The following is a 16,346-nucleotide window of genomic DNA, read 5'->3' as shown; positions in this document are numbered from 1 at the left end:
GATCTTGAAACGTTTCCTGTGGTTAGGATTATCTTAAAGTTTCAATAAGAATTCCATGGTGTCGATTCCGTCGGCATAGTCGTTTAAACTCGGTTTTTGAGTGTCGCCAAAATTGACCTCGTTCTCCTTTGCATCACTTGAAACCACGCATTGTATTTGCTCTTCCATCTCTTGCAATTTCTTTCTCAAGGTTGATTCATCATCATAATATGAGTAGAATAGTGCAGAAATAGGGGAGGTGAGGGATTCGTCCTCTTTTAAAATCAAAAATCCATTATCCAGAATCTTGAATTCGCTCATCAAATACACGGCCTTGTTATAATCGTAATTATTGGCGTATTTATGTTGGTTGATGATATCCTTATAATGGAAGAGTGCATTGAAGAGGCCATCAAAATCATAATCCTTGGGTACGTAGATTTTTGACACATTGCGGCAACCCAGTCCGTAATACCTAAAAATATCCTCGCCCAAGGCTTTTAGCTCTTCTTCACTCTCGTTTCCAGTAAGCACGGCTACGGAACTTCTGTTTTTTCTGATGATATTCGGTTTTTTACCAAAGTAGTACTCAAAATAGCGACTGGTATTGTTGCTGCCTGTGGCGATTACGGCATCAAAATTTTCGAGTTTTCCGTCCACAAACTCTATTTTATCTGCAAGAGAAGGCTCTTGTTGAATCAAATAAGAGCACAAATAGGGAAGGAGTACTTTATCATTGGATGATAGTTTTACCAAAACCTTGTTTCCGGACAACAATACGCACAGAAAATCGTGAAAGCCCACTAAAGGTATGTTCCCCGCCATGACTATACCTACAGTTTTTGCTTCTCCTTTTTCAAGAAAAGTGTAACCGGACAACCAATTGTTCAAGTTTTCTGTGGTGAGCAATTCTCCCCATTGCCTTAAAGAAAACAGAATGTTATCTTCGGTAAACCATCCATTGTGATGACCTGCCCGTGCAACGACTTCCTTCAAATTTTGGTCAACTTCTAGGACGTTGGAATAACATTTATCACAAAAATCCGTTAAGTATTTTCCAAGTTTAACAAAAGCTTCTATGGTATTTCTATCTGGTGCCATTAAATTTGTACACTAATTTACTAGGGTTTATTTTTGTCAAAAGTAAGCATGCTGACAAGAATCAGCCCAAAAGGAAAAGAAAATTATGGCAATTATTATAACAGATGAGTGCATAAATTGTGGTGCTTGCGAGCCGGAATGCCCCAACACAGCAATTTATGAAGGTGCTGACGAATGGAGATATAACGAGGGTACTTCCCTTACCGGTGATGTGGTGTTGCCCAATGGAAAAGAGGTAAATGCCGATGAAGCACAAGAGCCGGTAAGTGACGAGCTTTACTATATAGTCCCCGATAAGTGTACCGAATGCAAGGGATTTCACGAAGAGCCACAATGTGCGGCGGTTTGTCCCGTGGATTGCTGTGTTCCCGATGAAGACCATGTAGAAACAGAGGAAGAGCTATTGGGCAAGCAAAAGTTTATGCACCCCGATGGTTAAGCAATAAAAAACATTTAATTTAGCCCCGGACCAATGTTCGGGGTTTTTTTATGCAAAAAGAAGAAAAAGCATACAATGGTATTTGGAAACAGGCAGGATGCATTTTGTCCTTGATTGCCATCTTTGGTATCATCGGATTGATGATCATGGGGCTTTATTTGCTCATTCAAGGTTATTGACCTCTAGTACCAAAACTTCAACTTATATTTGCACCCTCAAAACACAAAGTAATTAGATGAAAGCAGGTATTGTAGGATTACCAAACGTAGGAAAATCAACACTTTTCAACTGTTTGTCCAATGCAAAGGCACAAAGTGCCAACTTCCCTTTTTGTACTATTGAACCCAATATTGGCGTGGTAAACGTGCCCGACCAACGTTTGGAAAAATTGGAAGAATTGGTGAATCCGGAACGTGTGGTGCCTGCCACCGTTGAAATCGTGGACATTGCCGGGCTTGTAAAGGGCGCCAGTAAGGGTGAGGGACTTGGAAACCAATTTTTGGGCAACATCAGGGAAACCGATGCCATTCTCCACGTGCTCCGTTGTTTTGACAATGACAATGTGGTGCATGTGGATGGTTCCGTAGACCCTATTAGGGATAAGGAAACCATTGATATGGAATTACAGTTGAAGGATTTGGACAGTGTGGAAAAGAAGCTCGACAAAGTAAAGCGAGCTGCCAAAACCGGAAATAAAGAGGCACAAAAAGAAGAAGCTGTACTTACCGCGTTGAAAGAAGGACTGGAAGCTGGGAAATCTGTGCGAGCCATTTCGTTGAGCGAAGATGAGCGTGAAGAGTTTGTCCGTCCTATGCAGCTAATTACAGATAAGCCCGTAATGTATGTTTGCAATGTGGACGAAGGTGCTGCTGTTGACGGAAATGCCTATGTTGAAAAAGTAAAACAGGCCGTTGCCGACGAAAATGCCGAAGTCATCTTTTTGGCCGTTGGAACAGAGGCAGATATCACTGAATTGGAGACCTACGAAGAACGCCAAATGTTCTTGGAAGACTTGGGGCTTTCCGAGCCAGGTTCAGCCAAATTGATTCGTGGCGCATACAAACTACTTGATTTGGAAACCTATTTCACCGCAGGGGTAAAGGAAGTCCGCGCCTGGACCATTCCCGTTGGGGCGACCGCTCCCCAGGCTGCCGGCGTAATCCATACCGATTTTGAAAAGGGCTTTATACGTGCCGAGGTCATCGCTTACGATGATTACGTGAAATATGGAAGCGAGACCAAGGTAAAAGAAGCTGGACGCATGCGTGTAGAGGGTAAAGAATACATCGTTAAAGATGGTGATGTAATGCACTTTAGGTTCAACGTGTAAACGCTGGGCATTGTAATCCATAAAATTTGTGAACCCCCTATTCATGGACATAAAATAGCTTTGCTATATGTCCAGTAAAAGTTTAGGGATTTTGTACGGAGTCTTGGGAGTAGTGTTATTCTCCTCTAAGGCCGTGATGGTCAAATTGGCATACCGCTACGATGTCGACACATTGGATTTGCTATTGTTCCGGATGCTTTTTTCACTCCCTTTCTACATTTTGATATTGTTCTTGATTCGAAAAAAGCCATCAAAGGCAAAAATCTCACCCAAAGATTATGCATGGCTTGCCTTGTTTGGCTTTGTGGGTTACTATTTGGCCAGTTATTTTGATTTTGAGGGGTTGAATTACATCAAAGCTGGCTTGGAGCGTATCATTCTTTTTGTATATCCGACAATAGTTGTTTTTCTTAGTTGGTTGATTTTCAGACAGAAGATAACCAAAGTGCAAGGTATTGCCATCTTGATTACCTACGTGGGTGTCCTTATTACCTTTTGGGATGAATTGGACGTCTCTGGTAACGAAGTCCTATTGGGGGGCTTTTTGGTGTTGTTGAGTGCCATCACTTATGCATCGTATTTAGTGGGCAGTGGCTGGTTGATTCCCAAGTTTGGAGTGCTACGATTTACTTGCTACGCAATGATCATATCAACCCTTTGCATTGCCATACATTATTTATTAGCAGGTAGTTGGGAGTTTATGGACTACTCTTGGCAGGTTTATGCCTACGGTTTGGCCATGGCAGTTTTTGCAACATTGATTCCGTCATTTTTGGTCTCCGCTGCCATCGAAAGGTTGGGAGCCAATAACTTTTCCATTTTGGGAAGCTTGGGACCTATTTCCACTATTTTACTCGCCTTTGTGTTTTTGGACGAAAAACTCACATATTGGCAGTTGATTGGAATGTTGGTTGTTATTTTTGGGGTGACATACCTGTCAATCCAAGGCAAAAAGAGGGCTAAAGGCTGATATATATTAACAATTATTGTTTTTCATTGTTGATTACTTTCTACCGTTCACCCTTTTATTTTTGCTCCTAAATTTTATATTGCAATGATTAACCCTTGACTCATGGCAGATACCCAATATACTGAGGATAATATCCGTTCGCTGGACTGGAAAGAGCATATTCGTATGCGTCCGGGGATGTACATCGGAAAATTGGGCGACGGTTCCTCCGCAGATGACGGCATTTACATTCTTTTAAAAGAAGTGCTCGACAACTCCATCGACGAATTTGTGATGGGAGCGGGAAAGACCATTGAAATCAGCATTAAGGAAAATACGGTCCATGTTCGTGATTATGGTCGTGGAATACCAATCGGAAAGGTGGTGGATGTTGTTTCCAAAATGAACACGGGAGGAAAGTATGATACCCGAGCCTTTAAAAAATCAGTGGGGCTGAATGGAGTAGGTACCAAGGCGGTGAATGCCCTTTCAAACTATTTTAGGGTAGAGTCCAACAGGGACGGACAATCAAAATCTGCAGAGTTTGAAGCAGGGAATTTGGTGAACGAAGAGCTTTTGGAAGATTCTTCCCGAAGAAAGGGAACCAAGGTCAGTTTTACCCCGGACGAGACCATTTTCAAAAAATATAAATATCGTAACGAGTATGTGGAACGCATGCTCAAAAATTATGTTTACCTAAATCCGGGATTGACCATTGTGTTCAATGGCGAAAAATTCCATTCGGAAAATGGTCTGAAGGATTTATTGGAGGACAATAATAACGATGAGGATTTCCTTTACCCGATCATACATTTGAAGGGTGATGATATAGAGGTCGCGATGACCCACAGCAGAACACAATATAGCGAGGAGTACCATTCCTTTGTTAATGGGCAGCATACCACACAGGGTGGAACGCACCAATCTGCATTTAGGGAAGCCGTGGTAAAGACCATCCGTGATTTCTACGGAAAAAACTATGACGCCTCGGATGTTCGCAAGTCCATCATATCGGCTGTTTCCATTAAAGTGATGGAGCCCGTTTTTGAAAGTCAGACCAAGACCAAGCTAGGTTCCACCGATATGGGAGGCGATTTGCCCACGGTGCGTACCTACATCAACGATTTTATTGGTACACAGCTAGATAATTACCTGCACAAAAATCCTAAAACGGCCGAAGCACTTCAAAAAAAGATTGTTCAGGCGGAGAAAGAGCGAAAAGAACTTTCGGGAATCCGAAAACTGGCTAGGGACCGTGCTAAAAAGGCAAGCCTTCACAATAAAAAATTACGTGATTGCCGGGTTCACCTTCAGGATATGAAAAAGGACCGAAGATTGGAATCGACACTTTTTATTACAGAGGGGGATTCTGCTTCCGGGTCCATTACAAAATCAAGGGACGTGAACACACAGGCCGTATTCAGTTTACGGGGAAAACCTTTGAACTCCTACGGCATGTCCAAGAAAATAGTTTACGAGAACGAAGAGTTTAATCTCCTTCAGGCGGCACTCAATATTGAGGATTCCATGGAGGACCTGAGGTACAATAATATTGTGATCGCAACCGATGCCGATGTGGATGGAATGCACATTCGCTTATTGTTGATTACCTTCTTTCTGCAATTTTTCCCGGAATTGATCAAAGAAAACCACTTATATATTCTTCAAACCCCATTGTTTAGGGTGCGCAATAAAAAGGAGACCATTTATTGCTACAGCGACGAGGAAAGAAAACAGGCCATTGAAAAACTCTCCGGAAAGCCAGAAATAACACGATTTAAAGGATTGGGTGAAATCTCTCCGGATGAGTTCAAAAATTTCATCGGTGACGATATTCGTTTGGAACCCGTAATGCTGGACAAAGCCATGAGCATTGACGCCCTTTTGAAGTTCTATATGGGAAAAAACACACCTGACAGACAAGAATTCATTATCAACAACCTTAAAGTGGAACTTGATCTTGTCGAAGAAAACCAACTACAACCCAAATAAATGCCACCTTTCTAAATGGAAGAGAACGAAGAACTGAACGATGAAAGTTTAGATAACCAAGACGAATCCCAAGACAGCCTGGTCAAGGTGACCGGGATGTATAAGGATTGGTTTTTGGATTACGCTTCCTATGTTATTCTGGAGCGCGCCGTACCTGCCATCGAAGACGGATTCAAGCCTGTGCAACGGAGAATCATGCACTCGCTCAAAGAATTGGACGATGGCCGTTACAATAAAGTAGCAAATGTGGTGGGACATACGATGCAGTACCATCCGCACGGTGATGCCAGTATTGCCGATGCCATGGTTCAAATTGGCCAAAAGGACCTTCTTATTGATACCCAGGGTAACTGGGGAAATATTTTGACAGGTGATGGCGCAGCCGCACCTCGATATATAGAGGCCCGATTATCCAAATTTGCCCTAGAAGTAGTTTATAGTCCTAAAATTACCGAGTGGCAGTTATCCTATGACGGTAGAAAAAAGGAACCTGTCAATTTACCCGTAAAGTTTCCTTTGTTGTTAGCTCAAGGCGCCGAGGGGATCGCAGTGGGTCTTTCCACAAAAATACTTCCGCACAACTTTAACGAATTGATTGACGCGTCAATAAAACACCTGCAGGGCAAAAGATTCACCATAGTTCCGGACTTTCCCACAGCGGGCATCATTGATGTGACCAATTATAACGATGGTATGCGCGGCGGAAAGATTCGTGTGCGCGCCAAAATATCGACCTTGGACAAGAATACCTTGGTGATCAACGAAATACCTTATGGCACCAATACTTCCTCTTTAATTGACTCCATCTTAAAGGCTAATGACAAGGGGAAAATCAAAATAAAGAAGATTGAAGACAATACAGCAGCCGAGGTAGAAATCCTGGTGCATTTGCCAAATGGTATTTCACCGGACAAAACTATTGACGCCCTTTATGCATTCACGGCTTGTGAATCGTCCATCTCCCCGTTAGGGTGTGTCATAGAGGACAACAAGCCTTTATTCATCGGCGTGAAGGAAATGCTGGAAAGATCCACAGACAATACCATGGAGTTACTTAAAGCAGAACTTCAAATTCAATTGGACGAGCTTGAAGAGCAATGGCACTTCTCATCTTTGGAGCGAATCTTTATAGAGAATAGGATTTATCGCGAAATAGAAGAAGAGGAAACATGGGAGGGTGTTATCGAGGCTATCGATAAAGGACTGAAGTCCCATATTACCCATCTAAAAAGAGAGGTGACGAAGGACGATATTGTCAGGTTGACCGAAATCCGCATCAAACGTATTTCAAAGTTCGATTTGGACAAGGCCCAACAACTCATTGAAAGTTTAGAGGATAAAATTGCGCAGACCAAGCATCACTTGGAACATTTGGTCGAATATGCCATCGACTATTTCAAAGAGCTCAAAAAGAAATACGGAGCCGGTCGTGAACGTCAATCCGAAATAAGGGTTTTTGATGAAATCGAAGCCACCAAAGTAGTTATAAGAAACACCAAACTTTACGTAAATCGCGAAGAAGGATTTATCGGAACTTCCTTAAAACGTGATGAATATGTTACAGACTGTAGCGACATCGATGACATCATAGTTTTTACCCAAAAAGGGGAGATGATGGTAACCAAAGTGGATTCGAAAGTGTTTGTCGGGAAAAACATTATCCACGTAGCAGTCTTTAAAAAGAAGGACAAGCGAACCATTTATAACATGATCTACAAGAGCATGAAGGGCGGACCCAGCTACATAAAAAGGTTCAATGTCACCAGTATTACCCGTGACAAGATATATGATCTTGCGGGCGATAAGCCCACCTCCGAGGTATTGTATTTCTCGGCCAATCCGAACGGGGAGGCAGAAGTAGTCACCGTTATGTTGCGACAATCGGGTAGCATCAAAAAATTAAAATGGGACATCGATTTCTCGGACGTTCTTATCAAAGGAAGAACATCGAAAGGAAATTTGGTCACCAAATACCCTGTAAAGCGCATCGAACTTAAAGAAAAAGGGGTGTCCACACTAAAACCTCGAAAAATTTGGTTCGATGATGTAGTGAGCCGACTCAATGTTGATGGAAGAGGGGAGCTACTTGGAGAATTCAGAGGTGACGACCTGTTGTTGGTAATAGACCAGAAAGGTATCGTAAAAACCATTCCGCCTGATTTGCTTACCCGTTTCAACGACGATATGGTGGTTCTGGAAAAATGGAATCCCGACAAACCAATTTCTGTCGTTCACTATGTAGGTGACAAGGAGCGCTTTTACCTGAAACGATTTTTGGTCGAAAACCCGAATAAAGAAGAATTGGTGATTGACGAGGACCCTAAATCCTATTTGGAACTGGTCTCCACCGATTGGAAACCTATGTTGGAAATTGAATTTGTCAAACCAAGGGGCAAAGACCAAAAACCGAACCTTGAAGTAAATATTGAGGAGTTTATTGCGGTAAAAGGAATCAAAGCGCTGGGCAATCAACTGACACCGGACAAGGTGAAGAACATCAATGTTTTGGATTCACTTCCTTACGAAGAACCAGAAGAACAAGAGCCCGAGGATATAGAGGTAATCGACGAAGAGCAAATAAACAATGATGATACTGATATAGGGACAAAGAATGATAGTTCTGATCAAACTACTTTGTTTTAACGCTTTTTATAGCTAATTTTCCCAATTGAGTTACACACCAAACAGATTGCTTAATACATCTATATGGATTTTACAAACCCGCTGGTATATGGCGTACCAGTTTTTATTGCCTTTATTTTACTTGAACTTACGTATAGCAAAACCCATGATCACGAGCACCATCATGAGCTCTACAACTGGAAGGATTTAGCGGCAAGTGGTTTTATGGGGATTGGGTCTGCAATCCTTGGACCTCTTTTCAAAGTAGCTTTTGCCATTCTTCTTTTTGAAGGTACTTATGAGTTGTTCAATCCAGTAGTGGATGGGGTCAGAACAAATATTATAGGCTATGAATCTTTTGGATACGCTTGGTACGTTTGGATTTTGTGTCAATTAGGTGATGATTTTACGTATTACTGGTTCCACAGGGCCAATCACGAGGTACGCATTTTATGGGCGGCTCATATTGTTCACCACTCATCCGACAACTTTAATTTAGGCACCGCAATCCGAAATGGATGGTTCACCATTTTGTACAAGCCCTTCTTTTATATGTGGTTGCCAGCAATTGGTTTCCCTCCAGAAATGGTGGTAGTTTGTTTAGGTATTGAAGCCTTATGGCAATTTCAACTCCATACCGTTTATGTTCCAAAACTTGGGTTTTTAGAGAAAATATTCAACACACATACCATGCACCAAGTGCATCACGCCCAAAATGTGGAGTATTTGGACAAAAACCATGGAGGTTTCTTGAATATCTTTGATAAAATGTTCGGTACCTGGAAGGAACTGGACGATGATATTGATGTAAAATACGGCGTGATTCACGCTCCGGAATCATATAATCCGGTAGTGATTCTCACCCATGAATTCAAAGATATCTGGAAGGACGTAAAGAAATCCAAAAAGCTTTCACATAAACTGATGTATATTTTTGGCCCTCCGGGGTGGAGCCATGACGGAAGCACACTTACCGTGAAACAGCAGCAACGATTGTTCAAAAAACACAAGGAAGCTAGTCCTGAACTGGCTTATCAACGACCCAACTAGAGGTTTTAGCCAAAACCTGAAAGATTATCAATCTATTTTGTGGGCCGTTCCTTTAAACTTTCGATTATCCCCAACAACGTTGTACTCAAAAGTATATGAAGATTCTGTTGTGGTCAATATTTTGATATGAATTGGTTTTGATTCGGCCTTGTTCTTGGGATTTAAATTTTTAAGAACGTATTCGCAATCATTTATCCACCGAATGGAAGAGGAGTCCACCTTGCCTTCATATTCATCAACTTCCAAATCCAATGTTCGGCTAAAAGTCGTTTCTTTCTCTTCACCATTCACCATTGCGGCAAAAGTAAAGTTGCCCGTTTTAAAATCCGTACAGTTGCGCTGTGGGGGTTGACCGCAGGCTATGAAAAATAGCGCAATTAAACCAAAATAGAAGTGTTTTATCATAACCACAAAGAAACGGAATGTAGCGGAAAGGGTCAATCCTTTTTTGTGTTGAATGTATCAAAAGTACCATCCGAATAAAACATAACTATTTTATAGGGTTCTTTGGATTGCTTTTGTGCTATGACAGATTCTCTTTTGGTTGGTTCAATCTTGAAATTTTCAATTTCAAGATTAGTCTTCTTAGCAACAGGCTCTTCTTCAATATTATCTGTTTCAGGAAAATTTCCTTTTCCTTTTAATAACCAATCTAGTTTGATTTCGGGGTAGGTGTCCACCAATTTCATGACAAAATCAAGACTTGGCTTATTTCTCCCATTAAGCAAATGAGACATACTTGAACGTTGCACCCCAATCTCATCAGCAAAGGCAGAAACCGACAGTTCTAGGTGTTCGATCACCATTTCAATACGTGAGACAATTTCTTTATTCACAAATGTAAATTTTACAGATCAAAGATACCAAATTACATCTCATACTGTAAAAAACAAAGGAATTATTGGTGATTTTATTTGATGTATAAGTTGATATAAAAATCTTTATGACATTGATTAACAATTATTTGAATTCTAAATTATTTTTATTGTTTACATTATGCAATTTCAGGATGCCCGGCACTATTTGACTGATTACAATTGTATATTAATTGATAATTAAGTCTATTTACATTTGTAAATTCAACTATGGTTACTTTTGTAAACTTCAATTGCAAAACCTTATGCTCGATTATTCGTTATTTAAAGAGAACTCCATTCAAGGACGCTACATAAATATGGAATCCATACGGCCCTGTTTTGCCAAGATTTCATCGGTTGTGAACTGTATTGGTAAATCCGTCAATGGGGTTGATATTAGTGCTTTTCAATTGGGAAAGGGGGACAAAAAGATTCTGATGTGGTCCCAAATGCACGGCAATGAATCCACAACCACAAAAGCGGTCTGGGACCTAGTAAATTTTTTACAGTCCGATGAGCCTTCTGCAATTGATATACTAAAAGCGTGCACCATTATGATAGTGCCCATACTGAATCCGGATGGCGCCAATGCATACACACGTGTTAATAGCAATGATATTGATCTTAACCGCGATGCCAAAAATTTAACGCAACCTGAAAGTATTGCTTTTCGAAAATTGTTCGAATCATTCCAACCCGATTTCTGCTTTAACCTGCATGACCAACGTACCTTGTTCAGTGCAGGAAAAACGAACAAACCAGCTACAGTATCGTTTTTATCGCCTGCTAGCAATAAGGAACGGCACATAACCACAAACCGCGAAATGGCCATGAAATTGATTGCTGCCATGAACCATATGCTTCAGACCCGTATTCCTGGGCAGGTGGGGCGATATGATGATGGTTTCAACGACAATTGCATAGGGGATACTCTTCAAATGTTGGGTGTGCCCACCATTCTATTTGAAGCGGGCCATTATCCGAAGGATTATGAACGAGAGAAAACACGGGAACTTATTTTTTTCTCACTTGTAGAAGCTATCGGAATAATTTCGGAAGACCGAATCAATGACTTTAAAACTGGGGATTATTTCTCCATTCCAAATAATGACAAACTATTTTTTGATGTTTTAGTGAAGCATCCCGAAGTAGTGAATGCCGAGTTTGAGAAGGGGCATTGGGTAGGAATTCGATATAAAGAAGTGTTGCAGGATAAAAAAATCATTTTTCAGCCAGAGATTACTGAAATTGGGCCGTTAGAAGGTTTTTATGGGCACCGGACCATAGAATGTGTTGATTCCAAGGATTTTGGGCTTAGATCTTCCCAGAAAGAAATTCTCGATTTGCTACTGAAAATCAATAAATAAAAAGAGTTTATCGGAGGTTCTTGCATATTATTTAAAAAAGAACCATTTTTATTACGTAAATTTCCTTTTTTAACTACTTTTGCTGCAAAATTCAACGTAATGAACAAAGTTAAACTAGACGAGATAGATCATCAGATTTTGGATATGTTAATCGATAACACTCGTACACCCTTTACGGACATCGCAAAGAAATTGCTGATTTCTGCAGGTACGGTTCATGTCCGAGTCAAAAAAATGGAAGAGTCCGGAATCATTAAAGGTTCTTCCCTTACCTTGGATTACGTAAAACTAGGGTATTCATTCATCGCCTACGTGGGTATTTTCTTGGAAAAAACACACCAAACCAAATTTGTTTTGGAAAGGTTGAGCCAAATACCATACGTTACCGTAGCGCACATTACAACAGGAAAGTTCAATATTTTCTGTAAAATCCGTGCACGGGACACTACACATGCCAAAAACATCATTTTTAAGATAGATGATATTGAAGGTATCAGCAGAACGGAAACAATGATTTCCTTGGAAGAGAGCATCAACGATAAGAGACGTTTGATGCACACCATCTTCAACGAGCTGTAGCACCTCATAATATTTATGGTACTATCGGAACTTCCATCTTCTGAATACAATCCATTTTACCAGACCTATATTATGGCGCTGGGCAATGTGGAATTGCTTGAAGAGTTAATAAACGGAAAAAAAGCACTTGTGTCCGTTTTTGAAGAAATACCAGAAGACAGATTAAATTATGCCTATGCCGAGGGCAAATGGTCCTTGGCTGAGGCATTGTTGCATATAATAGATACGGAACGCATTTTCCAATACAGGGCACTTTGTATTGCGCGAAACGACAAGACTCCCTTACCTGGTTTTGATCAAGATGACTATGTTCCGTTCTCCAATGCGGCAAAGCGTTCAAAAACAGATTTGATTACCGAATATAAAACGGTAAGAGATGCTACGATATCGCTATTTGCTTCATTTGATGATGAGGCATTGGTGAGACTGGGGACAACCAGTGGTTCCAAAATGAGTGTTAGAGCCCTTGGTTTTATTATATGTGGGCATCAGGCACATCATGTTCGTGTAATTCAGGAACGCTATCTTGATTGATCAATAGTCCTCCTCCTCATTCAGATCTTCTGAGGCGGTTTCAAGATTTTCAAAAGAGTCCCCCTCAAATTCAGAGGCTATCAATTCCTTATCGAGCTCCTTGTCTATAGTTTCCTCGAAATTGGCCATAAAATTAGAAAGACTCTTACTGATTTTTACCAAGTAGATAGTGTCTTCTGTCCTAACTTCCACGGCATCGATTACTTCCCCAGTGGGTTTTTTAATGGTAATAATATCATCGTCCCCGTAACCATCAGGATAGGAGTCAATTAATTTTGCAGCCACATCATGGCTCAACTTTTTGTAGTCTATCAAAATTCGTTTCATAATGGTCAGTTATTAAAAGTGTCCCTAAACTAGGAATTTTCGAATCCGATGAACTCAAAGAGTTGTAAACGTAAAAAAGAAGTATATAAAAAGTTTATTCCTTGTAGTAAGCGAAGGCTTTGGAAAATAATTCTTCAGGGATTTTTATGTCCGTAACAGCATTCCCGATGTCCTGGAGCAATACAAAATTTACATTGCCGTGCGAATTCTTCTTATCGTATTTGAGCAATTGTAGAATTGCATCAATATCATCTTCGGTAAACTCGACTTTGTCAAAATAGGTTAGGAACGCCTTCTTGATTTCGTCCAACGCCAATTTTGAAAGCCCTCTAAGCTCATGCGATAAATAACCTTCCAATATCATCCCGGCAGCAATCGCTTCCCCGTGCAACAATGTTTTCTTATCTGGATTATCTAAGCAGTACGACTCGATAGCGTGACCCAAAGTGTGCCCAAAATTGAGGATCTTTCGCAGACCTTGTTCTGTAGGGTCTTGTAGAACCACTTCATTTTTTATGGAAATGGATTGTTGAATTCTAGCAGCATTCGTAAAATCTCCTTTAGCTACGATATCTTCCCAATAGGCCTTGTCCCGGATGAGACCATGTTTCAGCATTTCCGCATATCCGCTTTTCGTTTGGCGTGCATCGAGCGTTTTCAGGAATTCAGGGAAAATCAAAACCATCTGCGGTTGATTGATGACCCCTATTTGATTTTTTAATGGACCCAAATCAACCCCCGTCTTGCCACCAATGGAAGCATCCACCATAGAAAGCAGGGTAGTGGGGATATTGATAAAATCAATTCCACGTTTAAAGGTGGAGGCGACAAAACCTCCCATATCGGTCAGTACGCCACCTCCAAGATTGATCAGGAGGCTTTTGCGGTCACCATCAAAATTGGACAGTTGTTCCCAAAGCTGCAAACAAGTGTGAATGTGCTTATTTTCTTCGCCAGATTTTATTTCAAGTAGGGAATCAATGGTATGGTCAACGATTTCCTTAAAAATGGGCAAACAATGCTCCTTGGTGTTTTCATCCACCAACAGGAATATTTTCGAATAACTTTTATTGGCAATATGTTGGTTGAGCGCCGCTTTTGCCAATTCATTTATGTGAACTTCGTAGGATTGTGATTTTACCGACTCCATAATTTTAATTACACCACTAAATAAAGACTATTTTTATATTTAAGCCCTTTGTTGGTTAACTTATATCAATATCTTAAAGGGTTGATTCTTTTTTTGCTGATTATGTTATATTCGGAACAAGCTGCTTAACAAAAAGAATTCGTCACTTTTATAGCAATCCCTGTTTGGCTGAAGTCCATACCCACTGAACTAATTTGTTTTTTCTGCTGATGGCCACCTAGTTCCTTGTGAATCCATATTGGAAAAATCTACATGTTTTAAGTTAATTTTTATCTTTTCCAGTGCAAAAATATAGAATCTCCGTGACTATATTTGGAAGCGTAAATGCACAGGTTTTGAATAGACTTTTTGTTCAATAACAAGGCATTTTCAAAATAAGAAATACTGTTCTGGTTTTCAATGTTTTGAGTTGAGGAATTATGTAGAAGAATACATCTTAAAGCTTATCAATCCCGAGCCCCAAGCATTAAAAATCAGAAAATATAGAAACCAAGACCGCGGGTCTTAATGCCTAATTTTGAATGCGACCGAATTTCGAGAACACTGCAATAGCTTTTGAGCTTAAATCCGACTCCCAACTGGAGCGAGCTTACTTTCTTTTTAAAATGATTTCCATAGAACCCTTGGTTAAGATAGGAACCGCCTTGACCAATGTTGCCATAAAGGCCCATTTGCCTGTAGAGGGATTGATCAGGACCACCGTATTCGACCATTTTTGTGGTGGCGTGAACGAAAAGGACTGTTTGCCCATCATAGATAATATGTATGGTAACGGAGTTTATTCTGTACTCGATTATTCGGCCGAGGGGAAATCAGTGGACAATCAGTTTGATTTTGCCATGGAAAAAACATTGGAAATCTTGGATTTTGTCAAAGAAAAAGACGCCTTGCCCTTTGCTGTTTTTAAGCCTACCGGTTTTGGAAGGTTTAAATTGTTCGAAAAGGTTACTGCCGGTACCAAGTTGACCAAAGAGGAACAAGCAGAGTGGGGAAGAATCGTAAACAGGTTCGAAAAAGTCTGTCAAAAAGCCCACAACCTTGATGTTTCCCTTTTGATTGATGCCGAGGAAAGTTGGATGCAGGATGCAGCCGATGATTTGGTTTTGGACATGATGCGCAAGTACAATAAAGAAAAAGCAGTTGTCTTCAACACCTTTCAGATGTACCGTTGGGACCGAATGGGCTACATCATAAAATTACACGAAGCTGCCAAGGAAGAAGGTTTCAAAATTGGCGCTAAAGTAGTGCGCGGTGCCTATATGGAGAAAGAGAACGACAGGGCAGACGACAAAGGTTATGAAAGCCCTATCTGTAAAAGCAAACGATTGACCGATGAAAATTTTGATGCAGCCATCGATTATATGATGGAACACTTGGAGTATTTTACCATTTTCGCCGGAACCCATAACGAGCAAAGCACCTTAAAACTAGTGGATTTAATGGAGGAGAAGCAAGTATCTCCCGACGATTCCCGAATTTGGTTCGGACAATTGTTTGGAATGAGCGACCATATAACCTACAACTTAGCGGCCCATGGATACAGCTCGGTTAAGTATATACCCTATGGCCCTGTTCGTGACGTAATGCCCTATTTGATTAGAAGGGCAGAGGAGAATACCTCCGTGGCCGGACAAACTTCCAGGGAACTTACCTTGATTACAAAAGAACGGAAGCGCAGGAAGATGGAAGGTTAATTCAAAGAATTGATTTTTTCCACGGTAACCACATCCTCACAATTCTTGGCTTTTAATTCCAGTTCCCGACCCTTGTATTCATGAGAAATGTAATACGTTTTGCAGGGTTCGGATTTGGTGTCGCTCTTGCCAAAATCAACATTTCCATCCTTTAAAAAGGCCTGAACCATCAGGGTGTCTTGGTATTGCTCTGGAAGCGATTCAGAGAAAATCAATGGTTTGGAGCGCATGTCCTTGAGTACCCTGCAATTGGGCAAATAGCAGAAATCAAACCCTTCCTCGCCTGATTTTTTCTTCAAGAAAAAAACTAAAAAAATCAATCCTATGGATAGTCCAACCAAGTACCATCCCAATCGTTTCAAAAATGCCATCTATA

The 16,346-nt window shown here is 40.7% G+C and carries 17 protein-coding genes; 11 read left to right on the top strand and 6 right to left on the bottom strand.

The features are described from left to right. Window positions 1-33: 33 nt before the first annotated feature. Complete coding sequence (locus K1F36_RS01210; RefSeq protein WP_207031695.1) at window positions 34-1,080, bottom strand: acyl-CoA reductase; 1,047 nt, start codon at window positions 1,078-1,080, stop codon at window positions 34-36. Between the two features lie 85 nt (window positions 1,081-1,165). On the opposite strand from K1F36_RS01210, the gene K1F36_RS01205 reads away from it, so the two are divergent. From K1F36_RS01205 to K1F36_RS01180, 7 genes are all read left to right on the top strand, one after another. Next, complete coding sequence (locus K1F36_RS01205) at window positions 1,166-1,519, top strand: 4Fe-4S dicluster domain-containing protein (RefSeq protein WP_207031693.1); 354 nt, start codon at window positions 1,166-1,168, stop codon at window positions 1,517-1,519. Window positions 1,520-1,569: 50 nt separating this feature from the next. Beyond that, window positions 1,570-1,698 carry a hypothetical protein gene (locus tag K1F36_RS20045; protein WP_258538890.1) on the top strand — a complete coding sequence of 43 codons (129 nt, stop codon included), beginning with the start codon at window positions 1,570-1,572 and terminating at the stop codon, window positions 1,696-1,698. 56 nt (window positions 1,699-1,754) lie between these two features. Further along, window positions 1,755-2,849, top strand: a complete 1,095-nt coding sequence (ychF, locus tag K1F36_RS01200) for a redox-regulated ATPase YchF (protein ID WP_220112163.1) — start codon at window positions 1,755-1,757, stop codon at window positions 2,847-2,849. Between the two features lie 67 nt (window positions 2,850-2,916). Beyond that, on the top strand, window positions 2,917-3,819 hold the full coding sequence (locus tag K1F36_RS01195; protein ID WP_220112162.1) for a DMT family transporter: 903 nt from the start codon (window positions 2,917-2,919) through the stop codon (window positions 3,817-3,819). A 102-nt stretch (window positions 3,820-3,921) separates the two neighbouring features. Beyond that, window positions 3,922-5,790, top strand: coding sequence for a DNA topoisomerase IV subunit B (locus K1F36_RS01190; protein ID WP_207031688.1), 1,869 nt, complete (start codon window positions 3,922-3,924; stop codon window positions 5,788-5,790). Between the two features lie 15 nt (window positions 5,791-5,805). Beyond that, window positions 5,806-8,433 (top strand): DNA gyrase/topoisomerase IV subunit A, encoded by a 2,628-nt coding sequence (locus K1F36_RS01185; protein ID WP_220112161.1) that lies wholly within the window; start codon window positions 5,806-5,808, stop codon window positions 8,431-8,433. Between the two features lie 63 nt (window positions 8,434-8,496). Then, window positions 8,497-9,462: a sterol desaturase family protein gene (locus K1F36_RS01180; RefSeq protein WP_207031686.1), complete on the top strand. Its 966-nt coding sequence runs from the start codon at window positions 8,497-8,499 to the stop codon at window positions 9,460-9,462. A 27-nt stretch (window positions 9,463-9,489) separates the two neighbouring features. On the opposite strand, the gene K1F36_RS01175 is transcribed toward K1F36_RS01180, so the two are convergent. Both K1F36_RS01175 and K1F36_RS01170 read right to left on the bottom strand, forming a co-directional pair. Then, the gene (locus K1F36_RS01175; RefSeq protein WP_220112372.1) at window positions 9,490-9,867 is read right to left on the bottom strand and encodes a DNA topoisomerase IV; all 378 of its coding nucleotides are present in this window, start codon (window positions 9,865-9,867) and stop codon (window positions 9,490-9,492) included. A 32-nt stretch (window positions 9,868-9,899) separates the two neighbouring features. Then, window positions 9,900-10,298, bottom strand: a complete 399-nt coding sequence (locus K1F36_RS01170; protein WP_225604444.1) for a helix-turn-helix transcriptional regulator — start codon at window positions 10,296-10,298, stop codon at window positions 9,900-9,902. Between the two features lie 284 nt (window positions 10,299-10,582). Between K1F36_RS01170 and K1F36_RS01165 the strand changes: the two genes are divergently transcribed. The 3 genes from K1F36_RS01165 to K1F36_RS01155 all read left to right on the top strand — a co-directional run bounded on the left by K1F36_RS01165 (window position 10,583) and on the right by K1F36_RS01155 (window position 12,799). Then, window positions 10,583-11,686 (top strand): M14 family metallopeptidase, encoded by a 1,104-nt coding sequence (locus K1F36_RS01165; RefSeq protein WP_207031685.1) that lies wholly within the window; start codon window positions 10,583-10,585, stop codon window positions 11,684-11,686. A gap of 99 nt (window positions 11,687-11,785) precedes the next feature. Continuing rightward, window positions 11,786-12,265, top strand: coding sequence for an Lrp/AsnC family transcriptional regulator (locus K1F36_RS01160; protein ID WP_108246105.1), 480 nt, complete (start codon window positions 11,786-11,788; stop codon window positions 12,263-12,265). Between the two features lie 15 nt (window positions 12,266-12,280). After that, window positions 12,281-12,799 (top strand): DinB family protein, encoded by a 519-nt coding sequence (locus K1F36_RS01155; protein ID WP_207031684.1) that lies wholly within the window; start codon window positions 12,281-12,283, stop codon window positions 12,797-12,799. Here the strand turns inward: K1F36_RS01155 and K1F36_RS01150 are convergent, their stop codons facing one another. Further along, window positions 12,800-13,126 carry a hypothetical protein gene (locus tag K1F36_RS01150; RefSeq protein WP_207031683.1) on the bottom strand — a complete coding sequence of 109 codons (327 nt, stop codon included), beginning with the start codon at window positions 13,124-13,126 and terminating at the stop codon, window positions 12,800-12,802. 94 nt (window positions 13,127-13,220) lie between these two features. After that, window positions 13,221-14,276: a 3-dehydroquinate synthase gene (gene aroB / locus K1F36_RS01145; protein WP_220112160.1), complete on the bottom strand. Its 1,056-nt coding sequence runs from the start codon at window positions 14,274-14,276 to the stop codon at window positions 13,221-13,223. Window positions 14,277-14,797: 521 nt separating this feature from the next. Between aroB and K1F36_RS01140 the strand changes: the two genes are divergently transcribed. After that, window positions 14,798-15,970: a proline dehydrogenase family protein gene (locus K1F36_RS01140; RefSeq protein ID WP_220112159.1), complete on the top strand. Its 1,173-nt coding sequence runs from the start codon at window positions 14,798-14,800 to the stop codon at window positions 15,968-15,970. Here the strand turns inward: K1F36_RS01140 and K1F36_RS01135 are convergent. After that, window positions 15,967-16,341, bottom strand: a complete 375-nt coding sequence (locus tag K1F36_RS01135) for a DUF4258 domain-containing protein (RefSeq protein ID WP_220112158.1) — start codon at window positions 16,339-16,341, stop codon at window positions 15,967-15,969. The two genes, K1F36_RS01140 and K1F36_RS01135, sit on opposite strands and share 4 nt — an antisense overlap. Between the last annotated feature and the right edge of the window lie 5 nt (window positions 16,342-16,346).

It is taken from the genome of Flagellimonas abyssi (assembly GCF_019457905.1).
Classification (GTDB): domain Bacteria; phylum Bacteroidota; class Bacteroidia; order Flavobacteriales; family Flavobacteriaceae; genus Flagellimonas; species Flagellimonas abyssi.
This window is presented reverse-complemented; position numbering and strand designations above follow the sequence as displayed.